The organism is Flavobacterium sp. N2550, from assembly GCF_025947265.1.
Classification (GTDB): Bacteria; Bacteroidota; Bacteroidia; order Flavobacteriales; family Flavobacteriaceae; genus Flavobacterium; species Flavobacterium endophyticum.
Map to the genome: position 1 here is coordinate 1,210,430 of NZ_CP110007.1, position 21,952 is coordinate 1,232,381.

General features: G+C 37.5%; 20 protein-coding genes. 15 read left to right on the top strand and 5 right to left on the bottom strand.

Annotated elements, in window-relative coordinates; genetic code table 11:
- Positions 1-3: 3 nt before the first annotated feature.
- Together OLM56_RS05225 and OLM56_RS05235 are read left to right on the top strand one after the other, a co-directional pair.
- Entirely contained in the window at positions 4-687 is a 684-nt protein-coding gene (locus OLM56_RS05225) for a response regulator transcription factor (RefSeq protein WP_264528570.1), read from the top strand.
- Positions 688-690: 3 nt separating this feature from the next.
- A complete protein-coding gene (locus OLM56_RS05235) occupies positions 691-1,734 on the top strand; it encodes a sensor histidine kinase (protein ID WP_413614433.1) in 1,044 nt (347 codons plus the stop codon).
- On the opposite strand, the gene OLM56_RS05240 is transcribed toward OLM56_RS05235, so the two are convergent.
- Positions 1,708-2,766, bottom strand: a complete 1,059-nt coding sequence (locus OLM56_RS05240; RefSeq protein ID WP_121375990.1) for a glycosyltransferase — start codon at positions 2,764-2,766, stop codon at positions 1,708-1,710. The genes OLM56_RS05235 and OLM56_RS05240 overlap by 27 nt on opposite strands.
- 212 nt (positions 2,767-2,978) lie before the next feature.
- Between OLM56_RS05240 and trmB the strand changes: the two genes are divergently transcribed.
- Genes trmB through OLM56_RS05255 form a run of 3 tightly spaced genes read left to right on the top strand, consistent with a single transcriptional unit; the run spans position 2,979 to position 4,621 of the window.
- The gene (gene trmB, locus OLM56_RS05245; RefSeq protein ID WP_264528572.1) at positions 2,979-3,653 is read left to right on the top strand and encodes a tRNA (guanosine(46)-N7)-methyltransferase TrmB; all 675 of its coding nucleotides are present in this window, start codon (positions 2,979-2,981) and stop codon (positions 3,651-3,653) included.
- A 1-nt stretch (position 3,654) separates the two neighbouring features.
- Entirely contained in the window at positions 3,655-4,281 is a 627-nt protein-coding gene (locus OLM56_RS05250) for a LysE family translocator (protein WP_264528573.1), read from the top strand.
- A 10-nt stretch (positions 4,282-4,291) separates the two neighbouring features.
- Entirely contained in the window at positions 4,292-4,621 is a 330-nt protein-coding gene (locus tag OLM56_RS05255; protein ID WP_264528574.1) for an MGMT family protein, read from the top strand.
- A 37-nt stretch (positions 4,622-4,658) separates the two neighbouring features.
- Here OLM56_RS05255 and aqpZ read toward each other — a convergent pair whose 3' ends face one another.
- The 3 genes from aqpZ to OLM56_RS05270 form a co-directional block, all read right to left on the bottom strand.
- Positions 4,659-5,363 (bottom strand): aquaporin Z, encoded by a 705-nt coding sequence (aqpZ, locus tag OLM56_RS05260; protein ID WP_121375994.1) that lies wholly within the window; start codon positions 5,361-5,363, stop codon positions 4,659-4,661.
- Between the two features lie 102 nt (positions 5,364-5,465).
- Complete coding sequence (locus OLM56_RS05265; protein ID WP_264528575.1) at positions 5,466-6,788, bottom strand: sensor histidine kinase; 1,323 nt, start codon at positions 6,786-6,788, stop codon at positions 5,466-5,468.
- A 1-nt stretch (position 6,789) separates the two neighbouring features.
- On the bottom strand, positions 6,790-8,133 hold the full coding sequence (locus OLM56_RS05270; RefSeq protein WP_264528576.1) for a sigma-54-dependent transcriptional regulator: 1,344 nt from the start codon (positions 8,131-8,133) through the stop codon (positions 6,790-6,792).
- A 142-nt stretch (positions 8,134-8,275) separates the two neighbouring features.
- Between OLM56_RS05270 and OLM56_RS05275 the strand changes: the two genes are divergently transcribed.
- The 10 genes from OLM56_RS05275 (at position 8,276) to OLM56_RS05320 (ending at position 20,207) form a co-directional block, all read left to right on the top strand.
- Complete coding sequence (locus OLM56_RS05275; protein WP_264528577.1) at positions 8,276-9,514, top strand: efflux RND transporter periplasmic adaptor subunit; 1,239 nt, start codon at positions 8,276-8,278, stop codon at positions 9,512-9,514.
- 78 nt (positions 9,515-9,592) lie between these two features.
- Positions 9,593-9,949: a hypothetical protein gene (locus OLM56_RS05280; RefSeq protein ID WP_264528578.1), complete on the top strand. Its 357-nt coding sequence runs from the start codon at positions 9,593-9,595 to the stop codon at positions 9,947-9,949.
- Between the two features lie 51 nt (positions 9,950-10,000).
- Positions 10,001-10,699: an ABC transporter ATP-binding protein gene (locus tag OLM56_RS05285; RefSeq protein WP_121375997.1), complete on the top strand. Its 699-nt coding sequence runs from the start codon at positions 10,001-10,003 to the stop codon at positions 10,697-10,699.
- Between the two features lie 90 nt (positions 10,700-10,789).
- Positions 10,790-13,213, top strand: a complete 2,424-nt coding sequence (locus OLM56_RS05290) for an ABC transporter permease (RefSeq protein WP_264528579.1) — start codon at positions 10,790-10,792, stop codon at positions 13,211-13,213.
- Between the two features lie 45 nt (positions 13,214-13,258).
- Positions 13,259-15,688, top strand: coding sequence for an ABC transporter permease (locus tag OLM56_RS05295; protein ID WP_264528580.1), 2,430 nt, complete (start codon positions 13,259-13,261; stop codon positions 15,686-15,688).
- Positions 15,681-16,985 carry a TolC family protein gene (locus OLM56_RS05300; protein ID WP_264528581.1) on the top strand — a complete coding sequence of 435 codons (1,305 nt, stop codon included), beginning with the start codon at positions 15,681-15,683 and terminating at the stop codon, positions 16,983-16,985. The genes OLM56_RS05295 and OLM56_RS05300 overlap by 8 nt, the downstream gene beginning before the upstream one ends.
- A 156-nt stretch (positions 16,986-17,141) precedes the next feature.
- The gene (locus tag OLM56_RS05305; RefSeq protein WP_264528582.1) at positions 17,142-18,269 is read left to right on the top strand and encodes an Mrp/NBP35 family ATP-binding protein; all 1,128 of its coding nucleotides are present in this window, start codon (positions 17,142-17,144) and stop codon (positions 18,267-18,269) included.
- Between the two features lie 79 nt (positions 18,270-18,348).
- Complete coding sequence (locus tag OLM56_RS05310) at positions 18,349-18,588, top strand: NifU family protein (protein WP_056071984.1); 240 nt, start codon at positions 18,349-18,351, stop codon at positions 18,586-18,588.
- A 230-nt stretch (positions 18,589-18,818) separates the two neighbouring features.
- A complete protein-coding gene (locus tag OLM56_RS05315; RefSeq protein ID WP_264528583.1) occupies positions 18,819-19,871 on the top strand; it encodes an NAD(P)/FAD-dependent oxidoreductase in 1,053 nt (350 codons plus the stop codon).
- Positions 19,872-19,874: 3 nt separating this feature from the next.
- Complete coding sequence (locus OLM56_RS05320; protein ID WP_264528584.1) at positions 19,875-20,207, top strand: 2Fe-2S iron-sulfur cluster-binding protein; 333 nt, start codon at positions 19,875-19,877, stop codon at positions 20,205-20,207.
- Positions 20,208-20,257: 50 nt separating this feature from the next.
- Here OLM56_RS05320 and OLM56_RS05325 read toward each other — a convergent pair whose 3' ends face one another.
- Positions 20,258-21,616, bottom strand: a complete 1,359-nt coding sequence (locus OLM56_RS05325; protein ID WP_264528585.1) for a T9SS type A sorting domain-containing protein — start codon at positions 21,614-21,616, stop codon at positions 20,258-20,260.
- Between the last annotated feature and the right edge of the window lie 336 nt (positions 21,617-21,952).

Consider the following 21,952-nt stretch of genomic DNA (forward strand, 5'->3'; position numbering starts at 1 on the left):
AACATGAAAAAGAAAGACATTAAGATTTTATTGGTTGACGATGAGCAAGATATCCTAGAAATTGTAGGTTATAATCTTTCGCAAGAAGGCTATCAGATTGTAACGGCAAGCAATGGAAAAGAGGCAATATTGAAAGCAAAAAAGGAATTGCCGCACCTGATTATCATGGATGTTATGATGCCCGAGATGGATGGAATGGAAGCTTGCGAGAATATTAGGAAATTGCCTGAATTGAGTAACGTAATCATTACGTTCCTGACAGCAAGAAGCGAAGATTATTCTCAAGTGGCAGGATTGGATGCAGGAGCAGACGATTATATTTCAAAACCAATCAAGCCGAAATTGTTGGTGAGCAAAGTAAAATCGTTGTTGCGAAGACTAAAAGAAGAAGAACAAAACTCTGAAACCTTGAATGTTGGGGGCATCGAAATCAACAGAGAAGAATACAAGATTATACAAGACGGAAGAGAAATCATATTGCCGAGAAAAGAATTCGAACTTTTCTATTTGTTGGCATCAAAACCTGGAAAGGTCTTCAAAAGAGAAGAAATTTTAGACAAGGTTTGGGGCAACGAAGTCATTGTTGGCGGAAGAACAATCGATGTTCACATTAGAAAATTAAGAGAAAAAATCGGAGAAGAATTGTTCAAGACAATCAAAGGAGTTGGCTATAAATTAGAAGTATAATTAATGTCCGTAAGTTTCAAGAAAACATACCGGTTCGCGGTAAAATCATCGCTATACATTACTTTTTTCTCGACCGGACTGGCGGGAATCCTTACCAGCCTATTTTTTACTTTTTCTTGGAAATTCTGCCTTGCTTTTGCAATATGCATCGTCATTTTTTCTTTCTTCGTACTGCAATACCGCGTCGAAAGATTTATTTATAGGAGAGTGAAAAAAATCTATGACGATGTTTCGCTCCTTGAATCCACCAATTTTAGATCACAGCCGATTACTACTGATATGGCGACGCTGACCAAGCAAGTTAAAAAATTTGCTACCGACAAAAAATTAGAAATTGAAACACTGAAAGTCCGTGAGGAATACCGAAGAGAATTCATCGGAAATGTTTCCCACGAATTAAAAACGCCGCTTTTTACTGTACAAGGTTATCTTTCAACATTGCTGGATGGTGCCATGAAAGACAAGACCATCCGCAAAAAATACCTGCAGCGAGCTGAAAAAGGAGTCGAAAGACTGATTTATATTGTCCAAGATTTGGACATGATTACAAAATTAGAAGCGGGAGAATTGAATCTAGTCAACTCCCGGTTTGATATTTTAGAAGTTATCCAGAATGTTTTTGACTTGCTTGAAATGAAAGCTTCCGAAAAGAATATCATGCTCATGTTCGACTTGAAATATCTGAAACCGATTTTTGTATATGGCGATAAGGAAAAAATTCAGCAAGTTGTCACAAATCTTGTCGTAAACTCCATAAAATATGGTAAAGAAGACGGAACGACAGAAGTCAGCGTGGAAGATCTGGTCAACAATAAAGTCATCGTCCGAATTATGGACAATGGCGAAGGAATCGAAAAGCACCATATTCCGAGACTTTTTGAACGTTTCTATCGCGTAGACAAAAGCGGCGCCCGAAGCGAAGGGGGTTCCGGTTTAGGACTTTCTATCGTAAAGCATATTATTGAAGCTCATGACGAAAAAATCTATGTGGAAAGCACGGTAGGAAAAGGCTCAGAGTTCTCATTTACCCTCGAAAAGACAAAATAACTTATTCCAAGTTATTGCAGTCCCAAAGTTTTTTAATCCTTTAAACAAGTCGATTTCTAAAAGATTGTCAATCTTAAAATCTTCCTGCTTCGCAAAAGGAACCAATCCTTCTTTCTTTAGTTTTTTGGCCAAATATTCTTGTTCGTATTGGCCTGGAGTCGGTATAAAGAAAGCCTTTTTTCCCAACTGTGCCAAATCCATTATTGTAGTATAGCCAGAGCGGCAGAGTACCATTTCGCTTTCGTTAAACGTATTTTCCAGCTGTTCGGTATTCATGAAGTTGTAATAAGTCACGTTGCCAACCTGCTCGACTTTTTGTTCCGGCTCAATCTTTCCCTTGATAAAAATTACCTTCCCTTTAAACAGATCCATTTCGGTAGTCAATTGCGTTTCCAGCATGCCGCGCTGCGGTTCCGGCCCCGAAAGAATTACCATCAAATCGTATTTTTTATCGACTGGTCTTTTGTGCAAGCGGCTTAATGGTCCGATGTATTTTATGTTGCTTTCCGGATTTTCAAGATGGCCGAGCTTTCCCGAAAGATTAGGCTTTGTTTCTACATCTGGAATCCAGCACTGGCTGAATTTTTTGATAATACGCTGATGTACTTTGCTAGAAATCCAAGTCGTATTTCCAGTCAGCACGTTCAATTGGTGGGTAATAAAAACAGAAGGTATTTTTTTAGAATAGACGCCAAGTCGGTTGTCCGAAATAATTCCAGAAATATCATACTCATCAATCCATTGTCGGATTGTTTTTTTCTCCTGAAGTATGGCTTCGATCATTTTTGGAGAGTTCTTGATCATTTTCCATTTGAAGAAAGCTCCATTTTTGGCATATTCTATATGGTAAGACGGAAGCTCGAGGCTCTGCAAGTGCGGAAATTCTTTTTGGAGCATCTGCAGCGCGACTCCATCGGATGCTATAATGGGTGTATAGCCGTTATTTTCAAGCGCTTCTATGATGGGAATGCATCTTGTGGCATGGCCTAGGCCCCAATTTAGCGGAGCAACTAATATTTTTTTTGAAGACATAGCGTTTCGGTCCTGCTTTTAAAAGTTTAAAAATAATCAATACTGTTTGGTTTTGTCGCGCTACATGCCCGAAAAAATAGGCAGGAGAGCAGGATACAATGGTTCATAAAGCCCGAATTTTAGCTCCAAATCTCTAATTAAATCTTAAGCAAGATAAAAGTAATTCAGTTCTTATATATTTCCTTAATTTTACCAAAATTTTAAATTAAGCCGTGGGAAGTAAAAATAAGTTAAAACGTTTTAAGGAAAATGCCACATTTGGCAATGTTTTTCAGCCAACTAGAGAAGAAGTGGTAAGCGGAGAATTTCCATTAAAAGGGAAATGGAATGCTTCTTTTTTTAAGAATGACAATCCTTTAGTTTTGGAATTAGGCTGTGGGAAAGGAGAATATTCCGTTGGACTGGCAGAAAAATATCCGAATAAAAATTTTATCGGGATTGATATAAAAGGAGCTCGTTTTTGGCGCGGAGCCAAGACTGCTGTAGAAGATGGGCTGCATAACGTAGCTTTTGTCAGAACACAGATCGAATTGATTGACCATATTTTTGCAGAAAATGAAGTAGACGAAATCTGGATTACTTTTCCAGATCCGCAGATCAAATACAAAAGAACTAAGCACAGGATGACCAATTCTGAGTTTTTGCAGCTGTATAAAAAAATATTGAAGCCAGATGGCGTAATGAATTTAAAAACCGATAGCGAATTCATGCACGGCTATACGCTCGGATTGCTTCATGGCGAAGGGCACGAGGTTTTGTATGCGAATCATAATGTGTATAAAAACGAAGGAAGTCCGGAGGAAGTAACAAGCATCCAGACATTTTATGAGAAACAATATTTGGAAATTAACAAGGCAATTACCTATATTAGATTTAAAATAAAGTAATATGGCAATTGCGATGGCGCTGTTGTGGGGAATTTTTCTATCGGCTGTTGGAATTGCTCTTCCCGGTTTGATAAACATGACGGCTGCTAAAATCAGTGTCCGCGATGGACGTTCACGTGCTGTTTATTTCGCACTGGGTGCCACTGTCATTGTTTTCTTCCAGACGTATATTGCTGTTGCTTTTGCAAAATTTATAAACAGCAGGCCTGATATTATCCATTTGCTACAAGAAATAGGACTAGGATTATTTACGTTGCTGACTGTTTATTTTTTCTTTATTGCCAAGAAGCCAAAACTTAAAGAAGAAGTCAGCAAGATCAGGACTAAAGTCGGAAGATTTTTCTTAGGGATGTTGCTTTCGGCCTTAAATTTTTTCCCGATTCCGTATTATGTTTTTGTGAGTATTACCTTGGCCAATAACGGTTATCTTGAATTTACACCAATCTTGATTTGGATGTTTGTCACAGGAGTCGTAATCGGGTCGTTTTCTATTTTCTATTTATATATTATTTTCTTCAAGAAAATTGAGCACAAGACAAACTGGATGATGGAAAACATGAATTATTTTCTAGGTTCTGTCACAGGCTTGGTTGCCATTATAAACTTAATCAAGATTCTGAGGAATTAAGCTTTTGAAGATGAAAGAAGATAATTTTTTTCAAAGAGTTTATGAAGTCGCAAGCCAGATTCCTTATGGACGAGTAACTTCCTATGGAGCTATTGCCAACTATTTGGCATCTAGAGGTTCGGCTAGAATGGTAGGCTGGGCGATGAATGCTTCTCATGGAAGAGATGATATTCCGGCGCATAGAGTCGTAAATCGCAACGGACTTTTATCTGGAAAGCACCATTTTGAAGGAACAAACCTAATGCAGCAGCTTTTGGAAAATGAAGGCATCGAAGTTGAAAATAATCAGGTCGTGGATTTTGAAAAACATTTTTGGGATCCCAGAATTGAATTGAGATAATAAAAAAGGCGGGATAATTTCCCGCCTTTTTTATGTCTTATTCATCGTTTTTCTGCAAAAGAAATTTATAGGCAAATCCGGCCAACAAAGCACCTAAAATAGGAGCGGCCCAAAACAGCCAAAGCTGAGGGATATACTCTCCGCCGGCAAATAAAGCTTGTGAAGTAGATCTCGCTGGATTCACAGAAGTATTTGTAATAGGAATACTGATTAAGTGAATCAAGGTCAGTCCTAATCCAATAGCGACTCCCGCAAATTTACCGTTAGCAAATCTGTCTGTAGCTCCAAGTATGATAATCAAGAAGAAAAATGTCAAAAGGAACTCTGCAATAAAAGCAGCTTCTAAAGAATAACCTTCAGGCGATAAGGTTCCAAAACCATTAGCGGCAAAAGCACCTGCCTTTGTCGGGTCAATCGCAAAACCTTCTTTTCCAGAAGCAATCAAATATAAAACTCCGGCCGCTGCAATTCCTCCTACTACTTGTGAAAGAATATAAGGCACTAGCTCTTTTCCAGAAAATCTTCCGCCAGCCCAAAGTCCAAAAGAGACAGCCGGATTAAAATGTCCTCCAGAGATATGACCAACGGCATAAGCCATCGTGAGTACGGTAAGTCCAAAAGCTAAAGCGACTCCAGCAAAACCAATTCCCAAATTTGGAATTCCGGCCGCAAATAATGCGCTGCCGCAACCGCCAAATACCAACCAAAATGTTCCAAAAAACTCTGCGAATAATTTTTTCATAAGTATAAATTATTAGGTTAATTAACACAAATTTATACTAAAAAATAAGACAATATTATTTTTGTTATATAATTGTAATTATTTTTTATAAAATAACAGGGTTTATAATAAGCAGATAGTGAAACTTGTTTTGCCGTTTTCGGAGCTAAAACTCAAATAACCGCCATGAGCCTCAATAATATTTTTTGACAGCGTAAGCCCGATTCCTGCACCTTCTTTTCGAGTGGTAAAAAAAGGAAGGAAGATCTTTTCTTCAATGGCAGGATCAATGCCGCTCCCAGAATCGGATATGGTTATGAAGATTCGATTGTTTCGTTCTTCAGAAGCAATCTCGATGTTTTTTTCTGTTCTTTCTTCAAGAGCATAGAGGCTGTTTGTAAGCAGGTTGATCAGAACCTGTTCCATCTGAAACTTATCAGCAGTGATGCGTCTGTTTGATTCGATTGTATTTTTTACGGTAATTTTCTCTTTTTTGAAAAGAGGTTCCATTACCTGCAATGTGCTTTCAACTAACGAATTGAGTTCAATGTATTCTTTATTTGGAGTAGGGAGCATGGCCAGCTTGCGGTAGCTTTCCACAAAGTTTTGAAGGTGATCGCTTCTGTGAAGTATGGTGGTGACGCTCTGCCTAATGTCTTCCAAATCTTCTTTTGACAATGTTTCTTGGCGCATCACTTCATTGAGGTTTTGCGTCAGCGAGCGGATTGGCGTGATGGAATTCATCAGTTCATGCGAGATGACCTTCATCAGGTTGATCCAGGCTTCTTTTTCTTTTTTCTCGATTACTTTTTGGATCGAGTCAAGCAGGATGATATAATATTCCGTATCGTAAGTTTTTGTTTTAGAAGCTTGCAGTATAAAGGTCTGAGCAGCCTGTTTGTCTACGCTGATCTGCAAGGAAGTCTTGATTTCCTCGAAATTACGTTCTTCAATAATCGTGCATAGCGAAGGCAATTGGTTTTTTAGGTAATGCCATTTTGAAACTTTCGGAACCTGAAAATGTTTTGAGAAATAGTCATTCATCAGAAAAATGTTCCAAGTATTTTCTTCTTTCTGCAGAATCAGGACGCCAGTTTCGATGTTGTTGAGAATAGAACGATACACCAAATCTTTTGAAACCTGCTCGTTCTGTTTTGCTTTCAGATTGTCGTACAGCCTGAAAAGCACCTTGTAATTGTCATACGAAGCATATTTTGAAAAGTCGGCAGCGAAGTCGTTATTCAGTATAGCATGAATTGTCTTGTCATAAAACAAAAACATGCTTCGTATGGCTGAAAATAATTCCAGTATTAAAAGAAACATGATGAAAAACAGAAAAAAGGAAGTATAAATCAAGCCTTTTTGAAGCAAGAAAAATCCAAAGGCGGTTCCTGCCAAGATAAGGCAGAATCGCAATAGCAATGCCGTATTTCTATTTGAAATCATCTTAATTGTCAATTTTATATTTCTCCATCCTTCGGTATAAAGAAGCTCTTGAAAGTCCTAATTCTTCAGCAGATTTGCTGATGTTGAAATTGTTTTTCTGTAATACTTTTTCAATGGTAGATTTTTCAATATCCGAAAGCTGCAGGTCATCATTATTTTCTGCTTTTGAGATTGTGTCCAAGTCAAGGTCAGAAACTGTAATGGTATTGTTTTCACATAGAATCACGGCACGCTCAATCCTGTTTTCCATCTCGCGTATGTTTCCGTTCCAAGAATGTTTTTCCATCTGCGACAGAGCATTATTATCAAAGACAATTTCTTCACGATTGTATTTTTCGATGATCCGATCCAATAAAAACTCGGCCATCGATATAATATCTTGTCGTTGTTCTCGTAAAGGCGGCAGTAGGATTTCCATAGTGTTGATCCTGTAATACAAATCTTCCCTGAAATTCTTGTGATTTACTTCCTGTTTTAGGTCAATGTTGGTTGCCGTAATGATTCGGACATCTAATTGCCTTGGCTTTGCTTCTCCTAATCTTGTTACTGATTTGTTTTGTATGACCTGCAATAATTTTGCCTGAAGGTGCAAAGGAACATTTCCAATCTCATCCAAAAAAATAGTTCCGTTTTGCGCTAACTCGAACCTTCCAGGCGTATCGTTTTTGGCATCCGTAAAAGCACCTTTGGCATAGCCAAAAAGCTCGCTTTCAAAAATATTGTCGTTGAGCGAACCCAAATCGACATGAACAAAAGGCTGGGCATTTCGGTTAGAATTTTGGTGGATGTAATTTGCGAGTACATATTTTCCAGTCCCGTTTTCACCTAAGATCAATACGTTCGCGTCGGTTTTGGCTACTTTTTCTGCTAAGGAATAGGCCTTCTGTATGCTGGAAGAATTCCCGATAAAAAAAGATTCTTTTTTTGGCGCTTTCGAGGCTTTCTTCTTTTCCTTCCTGCTTTCTTCTACAGCTGTTTTTACGATGGACAGCAGCTTTTCATTGTCCCAAGGTTTTAAGATATAATCGAGTGCGCCGGCTTTTAGCCCTTCAACGGCGGTTTCTACTTTTCCGAAAGCTGTCATCAAGATTACAGAAGTTTGGGGCGAAAATGTTTTTATTTCTTTCAGAAGATAAATTCCTTCGCGTCCGTCTTCAAATCCAATCCTGTAATTCATATCCAAAAGAACCACGTCAATCTGGTTTCCCGACAACGTATCGAGTATGTTTTTCGGATTGTTTAAGGTATGAATCGTCTCAAAATGTTTCTTCAAGACCATTTTAGAAGCAAATAAAATGTCTTCCTGGTCATCAATCACTAAAATAGTAGCTTGCGTTTTTTTCATCGACTGTTCGCTTTTGGACAAATACTGTTCATTTTCGGACACTTATGGTTTTATCTAAAAATAAAAAGTGCTGAAATATAGGGTCTTGTAGTTTTTAAAATCGTGGCACAAAATTGCTATATAGTATCACAAATAATTTAATATGGACACTATCGTTCCTCGTAAAAATAGAAAAAATAAATACCTGTTAATTGGTTTGCCTCTTTTTTTATTGGCGGCTTATGTTGTATTTTCATCAGTCACTAAAAAAAGAGGATTGGATGTAAAAAAGGCAGAAGTTACAATCAAAACTGTGGAAAATGATTATTTTGAAGATTTCATTGTTTTTCAAGCCAAAGTGGAACCTTTAAATTCGATGCTCTTGAATGTTATTGAAGGCGGATCAATCCAAGAAATTTTTGTCGGCAATGGAGATTTCGTCGAAAAAGGACAGTCGCTAGCAAGATTGTATAATCCGAACACAGAACTAGGTTATATGACTCAGGAAACGTCGATGATCGAACAAATCAACAATCTAAATAAGGTGAAGCTGGATTTAAGAAATCAGGAATTGAACTTGGCAAAAGACCTAGTTGCTATTGAGCATGATTATCTAGACGCTAAGAGCCTATATGAACTAAACGAGAAATTATTCAAGGAACAGATCCTTTCAAAAAACGAATGGGAGAAGACGCAGGAAAATTTCAGATTCCAAAAAGAACGAAAAAATATAATCCAGCAAAGCATACAAAAAGAAAAACAAGCCAATAAAATACAGATTTCTCAAATCAACCAATCGCAGGCAATCATGCAGAAAAGCTTAGGGATTTTAAGAACCAACAAGAAGAATTTTTTGGTTACGGCACCATTGTCGGGAAGGCTTTCTTCTTTTGAACCTGTCTTAGGTAAAAATTATCAGGCCGGAGAAAGCATCGGAAAAATAGACGTGATGAAAGGCTATAAATTATTAGCAGATGTCGATGAATTCTATCTTGAAAAGGTTTCAGTAGGCCAAAAAGCAGAGATTGAATACAAGGGAGAAACTATTCAGGTGGTTGTTTCGAAGGTAATTCCAGAAGTAAAAAGCGGAAGATTTCAAGTGGAGCTTAATTTCTTGAGCACAGAAAAATTAGACTTAAGGCAAGGCTTGAGCTTTGGAGTACGATTGATGCTTTCTGAAAAGTCGAAAAGCATGGTACTGTCAAAAGGAAGTTTTTATGAAGACACATCAGGAAAATGGATTTTTGTAGTAGACGGCGACAAGGCTGTGCGAAAAGAAATCAAATTAGGAAGAGAAAATCCTTTGTATTATGAAGTTTTGGGTGGCCTGAAACAAGGCGACAAAGTAGTGACATCATCCTATAAAGATTATAAAGACATAGAAATTTTAAATTTTAAATAACCATGCAAAAACTTTTATTATTAATAGCATTTCTGATATTGAGTTCATTTAGTCTTTTTGCCCAATCGGACGTGAAGAATGCACACATTCAAGCTCACGGAACACATTTCACACAGCCTGTCAAGGACAAAAAGTGGAGAAACGAAAACGTCTTTTACAAAAGCAAAATATACCGAATATGACGGAGAGACCTTCGTCAAGATCAATACTTCGAAAGATATTGCTGTTGTATTGAAATACGAAATCAAAGTAGGCAAAGGCGAGTTAGAAATGGTTGTTGCCGACAGTCAAGACAAAGTACTTTTTCAAAAGACATTTTCAGAAGACGTCAAAAACGAGACAGAAGTTTCGTTTCAAAAGGACCAAGAATACAGAATCAAATTTATAGGAAAACAGACCGGCGGCTCTTATTTCTGCCAATGGATAGAAAAATAATCATCTTCAATCATCAATCAAAAAACGAATAATCATTAAAAAAATCAAATCATGATCAAAATTCAAAATCTTTCAAAAGTTTTCAGAACAGAAGAAGTAGAAACTAAAGCGCTAAACGAAATTTCACTAGAAGTAAAACAAGGCGAGTTTGTAACCATTATGGGAGCATCCGGCTGCGGGAAATCAACCTTGTTGAATATCGTCGGACTTTTAGATGATGTTTCTTCAGGAAGCTATAAGTTGCTGGGGCAAGAAATCAAAGGACTAAAAGAAAGCGAAAAATCAAAAATCAGGAAACAGAACATCGGTTTTGTTTTTCAAAACTTTAACCTAATCGATGAGCTTTCGGTCTATGACAATATCGAACTGCCTCTGATCTATAACAATGTAGGTGCTTCCGAAAGAAAGAAAAAAGTTGAGGCTATGGCAGAACGATTGGCAATTTCTCACCGATTAAGACATTTTCCGCAACAGCTTTCAGGCGGACAACAGCAAAGGGTTGCGGTCGCAAGAGCTTTGATCAACGATCCAAAAATTATTCTTGCCGATGAGCCTACAGGAAATTTGGACAGTAAAAACGGAAACGAAGTAATGGAACTTTTAACCGACCTTCATGCCAACGGTGCCACGATTTTAATGGTGACCCACTCCGATTATGACGCTTCTTTTTCTCAAAAGACCATCTTTATGAAAGACGGAATCATACTTTCAGAAAAATTGAACAGCAGAAACGTGAATGTTTTAGCATAGTTTGTCAATAAGAATTGAAAGCAGAGGCATCAAGAACCATCTTGATACCTAAATGCTGGATTTAATCTATGAATCTCAAATAACAATCTTATGCTGACAAACTGGCTAAAAATATTTTTGTACCAAATCAAGAAGAACAAATTCTTCACGATCCTGAATATTTTGGGATTGAGCATAGCCATTGCTGGTTTGATATTCGCCATTCTGTATTGGAATGATGAACAGTCTTATAATAGCTGGAATCCTGAAAAAGAAAACGTCTTTCAAGTGGTAAATAATCAGCCACGATCAGGATTTTTAGCGTACAATGTGATGCCTCTAGGTGCACGTTTGAAACAGATTTCGCCCGAAGTAGAAGAATATTGCCATTTTAATCCAGGTTATAATGGAGCGCTTATCGAATACAAAGGCAAGACAGAATTAGTAAAGAAAATCTTAAGATCAGAAGGCAATTTTTTCTCTTTTTTTCCTTTCCAATTTATAAAAGGAAACGTAAAAACAGCCCTGAAAGAAAAAAACAATGTTGCGATTTCTGAAGAAACGGCCCAACGAATATTCGGTAATGAAGACCCTATGGGCGAATTGATAAAAGTAGGCGAAAGGAATTGTGTTGTCGGAGGCGTGTATCGAATTACTGGGAAATCCTCAGTAGAACCGACAGCTGTCTTACGAGAAGAATACGAAGAGGAAATTAAAAGGAATGCCGACAATTGGGGAAGCCATACGAGTTTTTTAGTCGTAAAATTAAAAGACCCATCGGCCAAAGAAGCTGTCGAAAAACAGATTTATCAAATTTATATTGACAAGCAGGCCAAGGGCAACGCTAAGGTAAAAGGGATTTCGGTAGAGGCTTTCCTTAAAAATTATGGAGTGGATATTCCGTATCTAGAACAGCTAAAAACAGCTCGACTGCATTCCAAAGTCAGCAATGGTTATCCAGAAGGAAACGGCAACTACCAATTTCTGCTGATTATGCTAGGCTTGTCAATCCTGATCTTGGTGCTTTCCATCGTAAATTATGTGAATCTGGCGACCGCAAATGCAATCAGACGTGCAAAAGAAGTCGGTGTTCGCAAGATTATTGGAGCAACAAAAGCACAAATAGTGAGGCAGTTTTTATTTGAAACTGTAATTATCACAGTATTCTCAATACTTCTTGCCTTGGTGATTGTAGAACTTTTATTGCCGTATTACAACGAATTTTTGTCAAAAAACATGGCGATGCATAGCGGCCAGTTTTACCTTCAGTTGTTTTTGGTTTTTGTAATCACGGTTGTTTTTGCAGGCATTTTTCCAGCGCTCTATATCGCCAATTTTGATGTGCTGAAAGTGCTGAAAGGAAATTTCAGTCGAAGTAAAAAAGGAACCTGGCTCAGAAACGGCATGCTGATTTTCCAATTTGCGATTGCCTCTTTTTTTATCGTTGGTTCCTATATCGTCCATCAGCAGGTAAATTTCATGATGGATAAGGATTTAGGTTTTAATGGCAGTCAAGTTTTGGATATCAATCTCAATGAAATAAGGAAGGCGGATACTTACGAAATGATTCATAATGAATTATTGAAAATAAAAGGAGTAAAAGAGGTCTCATCTGGTAATTTTTCTTTTGGAAGTGGAGGCTATTTTACGACTGTTTTTGATTACAAAGGCAAAGATGTCGAAATAGAAAATATGTCGATGCAATTTGGAATGCTGGATATGATGCAAATCAAAATAGCAGAAGGAAGAAATCTTTCACCGGCCTATGCTTCAGACACGATCAGTTCAGTGCTTATCAATAGAGCTACTGCCGAAATGATGGGCGAAAAAGATCCTATCGGAAAAGAATTTCGCTTTGAAGATGAAGGCGATAATCCTGGCATACGAACCCTGAAGATTGTCGGTATTGTGGAAGATTTCAATACTTATGGACCGCAGCGAAAGATTCCTCCGATACTAATCTATCACATGAAAACCATTTCGGAAAGTAATTTTTTAAGCAGGATGTATATAAAAATTGCTCCAGAAAATATGGAAGAAACCATAGCAGCAATAGAACAATTTTGGACGGCAAAAGTGGATACCAAATACCCGTTCTCTTATGATTTTGTAGATAAAAATTTTGCACGCACTTATGAAGGTTATATCAGCCAGCGAAATTTGTTTTCGCTATTAAATCTGGTAGTTATCCTGATTGCTCTTTTCGGACTATTTGCACTGGCTTCTTATTCGATTCAAAGCCGGATGAAAGAAATTGCCATCAGAAAAACATTAGGAGCTGATACAAAAACATTATTGTCCACGCTTTCTAGACAATATGTAGTTTTCTGCATCATAGGTTTTTTGATTGCGCTTTTTCCAGTCTATTATTTGTTAAACGGCTGGCTGGAGAATTTTGCCTACAGGATTGACATTTCATTACTCCCTTTTGTAATAGGCTTCTTTTTGTTGATGCTGCTTACGCTGACAGTGGTGATTTCAAGGGCCTATCAGGCAACACGAATACATGTCTTGAAATATCTGAAATACGAATAATCTCAAGACCCAATAACAGAATTAATTAATTTAAAAAAGTATAAAATGCTAAAAAACTGGCTAAAAATATTTTTCTATCAAATTAAAGACAATAAGATTTTCACGACTTTAAATGTCTTGGGACTAAGTATGGGAATCGCAGGTTTGATTTTTGCCATTCTCTATTGGAATGATGAACATTCTTATAACGATTGGAATCCTGATAAAGAAAGAATATTCCTTTCTATTTCTAACCTTGGCGAAGACATGATGTGGTCTACCAATGTTGCAGGTTATGAACCTTACCTTAAAAATTATGACGAACTAGAATCCTATTGCTATTTTGATAATGAATACACAGAAGATATCGTTCGCTATAAGAACAAAAAGGAAATCCTGAAAATTACCGATGCTCAGAAAAACTTTTTCGAATTCTTCCCCTTTGAATTTATAAAAGGTAGTGCAAAAAATGCCTTGCCAGATAAAGGCAGCATTGTTTTATCTGAAGAGACGGCCCATAAATTATTCGGAAATGAAGACCCAATAGGAAAAGAAGTGGCTTGTTCTGACAAGAAGTTTGTGGTAAGAGGAGTTTATAAGATTCAAGGCAGATCTTCTATGGCTCCAGACGTTGTCATCAGTACAATCGATAGCAGGCTAGAGGGAGACAGAACACAATGGGGAAATTTTAATTACGCTCTGATGCTGAAATTAAAAGACCCTGAACAGACGAAATCTGTACAGTTAAAATTAGAAAGACTGCTTTATGAAAACAGAGACCTGAAATGGGCCAAGCAAGAAGGCTTAAGTCCTGAAGAATGGCGAAAAAAGAATGGCGATCATGGCTCTAAAATTATCCTAGAACCCTTAACAGAGGCAAGACTTCATTCCGTTGTAGAAAATTACGCAGAAGGAAGAGGGAATTACCAGTTTTTGCTAATCATGATGGGGCTGTCTCTTTTAATTTTGACGCTTTCTATTGTAAACTATGTAAACCTGGCGACCGCAAATGCAATCAAAAGAGCCAAAGAAGTCGGTGTTCGGAAAATAGTAGGAGCCTCCAGAAGCAACATTGTCAAGCAATTTATTTTTGAAACGATACTGACGGCCGGTTTTTCTATACTGATTTCGCTGGTAATCGTAGAACTTTCATTGCCGTATTATAATGAGTTTTTAGGAAAAGATCTTCTTATTCATAGCGGACAGTTTTACCTTCAGATCCTATTGATATTCGGATTGGTAGTAGTACTCGCAGGAATTTTCCCAGCGCTATACGTGTCTAACTTTGAGACTTTAAAAGTCTTAAAAGGCAACTTCGGAAGAAGCAAAAACGGAATCTGGCTTAGAAACGGAATGCTTATCCTGCAATTTGCTATCGCTTCTTTCTTTATTGTCGGCTCCTATATTGTTTATCAGCAGGTTTCCTATATGACTTCTAAAGATTTAGGATTCCAAGGAGATCAGGTCGTGCAGGTGAGCTATAGAAACCCGTATGATTATCGCGAAAAAGGCTATCTGGAAAATATAGTACGTCGTTATGAAACGATCCGACAAGAATTATTAAAGATAAAAGGAGTACAACAAGTTTCTATCGGGTCGTTTGATTTTGGAAGCGGTGCTCAGGCTTCTTCTGGATTTGACTACAAAGGCATAGGCGTTCAAGGAAAAAATATGGCAATTGATTTTGGAATGCTGGACATGATGAAAATAAAAATAGCAGAAGGCAGGGACTTGTCTGCTTCGTTTTCATCTGATACCGTAAATTCTATCATTCTCAATGAAACAGCCATAAGGCTGATGAAAGAAAAAGATCCTCTTGGAAAAGAAATCAATTGGAATGACAAAAAATTAAAAATTGTGGGTGTCGCCAAAGATTTTCATATCAGTGGCCCGCAAGATGAAATTTCGCCAATGACGATTTTCCATTATAAAACAATCAATTGGATGATTCAAAATGCAAACAAGGTTTTTGTAAAAATAGAAGCACAGCACATGGAAAGTGCCCTCAAGGAAATTGAGAGTTTTTGGATCAAGAAAGTCGATACCGAATACCCTTTCAAATACGATTTTGTAAACAAAAGCTACGCAAGATCCTACCAAGCGTATGTAAACCAACGAAACTTATTTTCATTGCTGAACATTGTCGTGATACTCATTGCACTTTCCGGCTTGTTTGCTTTAGCATCCTATTCGATCCAGCGACGAATGAAGGAAATAGCCATCCGAAAAACGTTAGGAGCAGAAACAAAAATACTGTTGAAAGAGCTTTCCAAGCAGTATGTGCTTTTCTGTATCATCGGATTCCTTATTGCTCTGTTTCCTGTTTATTTCCTGTTAAACAAATGGCTGGAGAACTTTGCCTACCGTATTGATATTTCTGTTGTTCCTTTTATAATTGGTTTTATTGCTCTTCTATGTTTGATGCTGCTAGTCGTATTGTCAAGAGCGTATCAAGCCACAAGAGTCAATGTTTTAAAATATTTAAAATATGAATAAGAGACTAATTTTGAGCTTGCTCCTAATTACTTCGAGCATTTTTGTTAATGGCCAAGAAAATTCTTGGTCATTGCAAAAGTGTTTTGCTATCGCTTTAGAAAACAACATCGATATAAAAATCAAACAGCTCGAAATCAACAAAGCCAAGAAGCTTTATACGCATCCGCTCTTGGAATTATTTCCAACGGTAAACTTAACGGGCAATCACAACTATAATTTTGGTTCTACTATCGATCCGAGCACCAATAATAGGGTGAGTTCTGATATCCAATACGATAACCTGAATCTTGGAGCAGACATAAGTCTTTTAAATTTTGGAAACTTAGCCGTTGCCCAAAGAAATAAGATAAACATTGAACTGGCCAAAGCAGACAAAGAAGTAATCGAATACGAATACAAGCTGCAGCTTCTGGAAAAATACTTCGATGCTTTGTTTTCGCAGGAATTAGTCAAAATCCAAAAAGAGCAGATTCAAAACACGACTTTCAACTTAGACCGAATCAAGAAAGAAGTAGAAATCGGCAATAAGCCGGAAAGTGATTTGTATGACATCCAATTGAGCTTTTCGCAAGATGAAAAACGCTTGCTTGAAGCACAGCAATTGTTTGAAACTCAAAAACTGCAGCTTTTTCAGCTGATGAATTTTCCTGTAGAAAACCTCGAAGCCATTACCTTTGAAGTCTATCTTGCTAAAGAAACGGAGACCGAAAGCGAATCGCTTTTTAAAAATCCAAAAATCGAATATGCCGATTTAGCCTATAAAAGTTCCAAAAAAGAAATCTCAATTCTTAGATCCGAAAACCTTCCTTCTATTTCAGGATTTTATAGCCTTTCTACGTTTTATTCTTCACCGATAAACCAGCCTAATACTACTGTGCCCAGCTTTAAATCCCAATTTGATGACAACAAAAACCATGAAGTAGGGCTTAGGCTCAATGTTCCCGTATTCACAGGATTCAGAAAAAACAGACAGATTACCGCTTTTAAAATTGAAGCAGAAAGAGTAAAGTTGATTTCAGAACAAGAAAAAATCAAGATCAAACAGCAAGTCGAACTAGAAACTGCCCGAAAAAAACAATACCTGCAATTGGCTTCAAACCTGCAGAATACGTTGAAATATGCTAAAGAATCATTTAGAACGACACAGGCAAAATTCACTAGTGGAAAAGTTGATGCGGTGATTTATACTTCAGTAAAAAACCAATTGCTTTCTTCAGAATACGATTTCTTGAAAAATAATTTATTAGTACAGTACGCTTCGCTGAAGATTAATTTGATCCAAAAAAACGAACTGTAACTGCTATCTAAATCGGCAAAATTCACAAACCCAATTTCCTCTATCAGACCATAAACTTTTTCAATCTATTAACTTTACATTACGAAGTTTTCATGCTATCTTTGCAATTTAAAATCAGTCTAATTTAAAGGCTTGAAAAAGAGAGCTATACCCAAAATGAAAATAGATAGAAAAGAAGTTCTTAAAGCATTGGAAACTATTACCATTGCTGGAGAAGGTAAAAATATGGTTGAAAGCGGCGCAGTCCAAAATGTACTTACTTTCGGAGACGAAGTCGTAGTCGAGTTGACCCTTTCAACACCGGCACTGCATATCAAAAAACGTGCAGAAGCCGATATCATCAAAACCATTCAGGAAAAAATTTCGGCAGAAGCCAAAATAAAAGTCAACATCAAAGTTGAAGCTCCTGAAAAACCTGAAATCAAAGGAAAGTCAATTCCTGGAATCAAAAATATTATTGCGGTCGCTTCTGGAAAAGGAGGCGTAGGCAAATCGACAGTTACGGCAAACTTGGCAGTAACTTTAGCAAAAATGGGCTTTAGCGTCGGAATATTAGACGCAGATATTTATGGCCCGTCTATGCCAATTATGTTCGATGTTGAATCTGAAAAGCCAATTTCAGTTACCGTTGACGGAAAATCCAAAATGAAACCGATCGAAAGCTATGAGGTGAAAATCCTTTCAATAGGTTTTTTTACAGCTCCAAGCCAGGCGGTAATCTGGAGAGGTCCGATGGCTTCAAAAGCCTTAAACCAAATGATTTTTGATGCAGATTGGGGCGAATTAGATTTCATGCTGATTGACCTGCCGCCAGGAACAGGTGATATCCATTTGTCTATCGTACAATCATTGCCAATTACTGGTGCTGTTGTTGTGAGCACGCCGCAGGCTGTAGCTTTGGCAGATGCCAAAAAAGGAGTAGCGATGTTCCAATCCGATTCGATTAATGTTCCTGTATTGGGAATTATCGAGAACATGGCTTACTTTACGCCAGAAGAACTTCCAGAAAATAAATATTATATCTTTGGAAAAGAAGGAGCTAAAAATTTGTCAGAAGATCTTGAGGTTCCATTTTTAGGAGAAATTCCAATCGTTCAGTCCATCCGTGAGGCTGGAGATTATGGTCGTCCAGCGGCTTTGCAGACAGCTTCTCCATTAGAAAAAGTTTTTGAAGAAATTGCTAGAAATGTCGTTCAGGAAACCGTAAGCAGAAACGAAAACCTGCCGCCGTCAGAAGCCGTGAAAATCACGACAATGGCTGGATGTTCTGCAGTAAAAAAATAAGATTTTTTAGATTTAGAAAATCCGTTAGACCCTATTTATCTAACGCTTGAAAAATCCGAATAATCCAAAAAACAAAATTATGACAACAGAAGAAATCAAATTAAACGTAGAGAAAGCATTGGACGAGATCCGTCCTTTTCTTGAATCAGACGGTGGAAATATTTCGCTTATCGAGATTGAAGACGACAAACATGTCAAGGTTCGTCTCGAAGGAGCATGCGTCGGATGCAGCGTGAACCAGATGACGCTGAAAGCTGGTGTTGAGACTACCATAAAAAAATATGCGCCGCAGATTGAAACTGTGGTCAATGTAGCTTAAATTTTTTTTGGCGTGACCCCATGAAAAAGCCTGATGGATTTTCCTGCGGTCGTGCTTTTCGCTACAATCTTTTGCCAAGATTGCTTCGTTGCCTTGCAATCTAATGGACAAAAGGATTTTCGCTGCAATCACTCACGCGGTCCAGCGACATGATATTTATCATAGAAAAACACTTCTGGTTTTCTGAATTTTGTACCTCAGAAAGCCAAAAACTTCAGAATCGTAAAGAAATGATTGAAACAGATATACTAATAATCGGCGCCGGACCCACTGGATTATTCGCCGTTTTTGAAGCAGGACTGCTAAAATTAAAATGCCATATTATCGATGCTCTGCCACAGCCAGGCGGCCAATTGTCAGAGCTTTATCCTAAGAAACCAATTTTTGACATTCCCGGATATCCTTCTGTGTTGGCAGGGGATTTAGTAGATAACCTTATGGAACAAATCAAACAGTTCCAGCCAGGGTTTACGCTGAACGAAAAAGCAGAAACGATTGAAAAGCAAGCAGATGGGACTTTTATCGTCACCACAGATAAAGGAACAAAACATTTGTGCAAAGCTGTTGCTATTGCAGGCGGATTGGGAAGTTTTGAGCCAAGAAAACCTTTGATCGAAGACATCGAATTTTATGAAGATAAAGGAATCGAATATTTCGTAAAAGATCCGGAATTATTCCGCAATAAGAAAATAGTAATTGCAGGAGGAGGAGATTCGGCGCTAGATTGGAGTATTTTCCTTTCCAATGTAGCTTCAGAAGTAACTTTGATCCATAGGAGAAATGAATTCCGCGGTGCCTTAGATTCGGTAGAAAAAGTACAAGAATTGAAACATGCCGGAAAAATCCATCTTATAACTCCAGCGGAAGTCATAGGATTAAACGGAGCCGAACATTTAGAATCGATCGATATAGATGAAAATGGGGCACACAGGACTATCAAGACCGATTATTTTATTCCGCTTTTCGGATTGTCTCCAAAATTAGGAGCCATAGCTAATTGGGGTCTCGAAATCGAAAAAAACGCAATCAAGGTAAACAATGCACTAGATTATCAAACGAATATCGAGGGTATCTATGCTATTGGAGACGTGAACACGTATCCAGGGAAACTGAAATTGATTCTTTGTGGATTCCACGAAGCGACATTGATGTGCCAAAGTGTTTATAACAAATTGAATCCGGGTAAGAAATATGTGCTGAAATACACTACAGTTTCTGGTGTCGATGGCTTTGACGGAACGCGAAAGGAAGCCGAAAAAGCAGTTGTAAAATCAATAGATTAAAAAATGTCTCAAGACGTTACTATAAAAATAACGGATCGCGAAGGAGTTTCGCATGAAGTCCAAGCACCGACAGACATGAACATGAATATCATGGAGCTGGTTCGTGCTTATGAATTAGCGCCCGAAGGAACCATTGGTGTCTGCGGAGGTATGGCAATGTGTGCTTCTTGCCAATGTTATGTCTTAAATGATACTGTATTGCCAGAAATGGGCGATGATGAAGAAGCCATGCTTTCGGAAGCTTTTTTTGTCAAATCAAACAGTCGTCTAGGATGTCAGATTCATATTACGGAAGAGCTGGATGGCTTAGAAATAGAATTAGCACCAGAATATTAAAAAATAAAAAAGCCTCCAATTTGGAGGCTTTTTTATTAGAGTAGAACTTATTAGTTTTTAACGAACTGTAAAGTCTTGCTTTGATTGTCTTTTGTAAAACGTATCATGTAGATTCCAGTAGCGTAATTTGAAGTATTTACTTTTAAATTAGATTCTGAAACAGTAGTAACCTGCATAACAGTTTGTCCTAAGCTGTTATAAATTGTATAGCTGTCTGGAGTCATATTACCTGAAACAGCAATGTTTAAAACCTCATTAGCAGGGTTTGGATATAGTTTTATTCCTTGCAATAATTCAAATGATGGATTGCTTAAAGGTGGTTGACATACAGTAGAAGCTAGCAATGTGCTTCTTCTTGGAGAATTTTGTAGTACGGCCATCATCCTTGCTTTTTGATCTAAAGTAAAGATATTCATACAGGTGTCATTCGTATAATCCATATAGTTTTCTGTCATGTCGTTTCCTTCTTCTGGACATGAGTCATAAACATCATCACAGTCATAGTTTTCCCAGCCGGCATTTGGAGTATCCGCGCAGTAATCAGTTCCGCCACAGTTAAGGCCGTCTTCTTGATTTCCAGCATCTCCCCAAATATGTCTTAGTCCGAAATAATGCCCTACTTCGTGAGTAGTAGTTCTTCCTTTGTCTATTTGTTGAAAGTAATTTCCAGGGGCATAATCTGAAGAACCAAAGGCTCTCCAATCGATCACTACTCCGTCAGTATTAGCAGTAAATGGTCCTTGTAATCCTTCTAGGCCTGAGCCACTTGGGAATTGAGCATATCCAAGAACACCATCTAAATCTCCTCCAAACTGACATACCCAAATATTAAGATATTTTGTAGGATCCCATTGTGTTTGTGGTTTTAAAATCGTTTGAATATTATTATAACTCCAAGTCGTGCTTCTGTTAATACGATCGATTCCAGTAGTTGTATTTCCGCTTGGATCTACTTTTGCCAAACAGAATTCGATTTCAACATCAGCACCTATTGGGTTGGTGTTGTGCCCTGGCGTTCCTAGCATTTTTCTAAAATCTTGATTTAGGACTGTAATTTGTGATAGTACCCTAGCATCTGAAATATTTCTGCTAGTACCAACTGCTTGACCAGTATGAATAACATGCACTACAACAGGGATAGTAACTACAGCAGCAGTTCCTTGTGTGCCTCTGCTTGCTAATAATTTTGATTTGATAGCTTCTACTTTTGGAGCGATCCATTCTTCGAATTGTTGATTTGTTGCCCTTTTAGGATCTTGCTCTTGTAAGAATAATTCGTATTCAGAAGAAACACATCTGATTAATCCTGATTTTGGATTGATGCTTTGGACTTTTCTTCCAAAGACAGTTCTTTCTTTTTGAGGTACATTTTGTGCAATAGCATCAACGCTTGCTACGCTAAGACACACTACTATTAAAAATTTAAAGAGGGTAATTTTTTTCATTGAATATGAAAGTTGGGTAATTAATAATTATTTAAATAGGATTTGTTATTTTTCTATTGTAAAAAGTGCGCTAAGTTATAAATATCTAGGAATTAAAAGCATATTTTAATAAAAATAATTTAAAACTAATCTAAATAGTAAGAAAAAACTGTTTTGTTTATATGCAATTGCTTTTCGACATCCTAATACATACAAATCGAGCCTAAAAGTAAACTCTATTGTCTTGTTAATTTCTTTTAATATACGGATAAGAATATTTTGTAGATTGATAAGAAGAAATTGCCGATAGATAAAATGCAA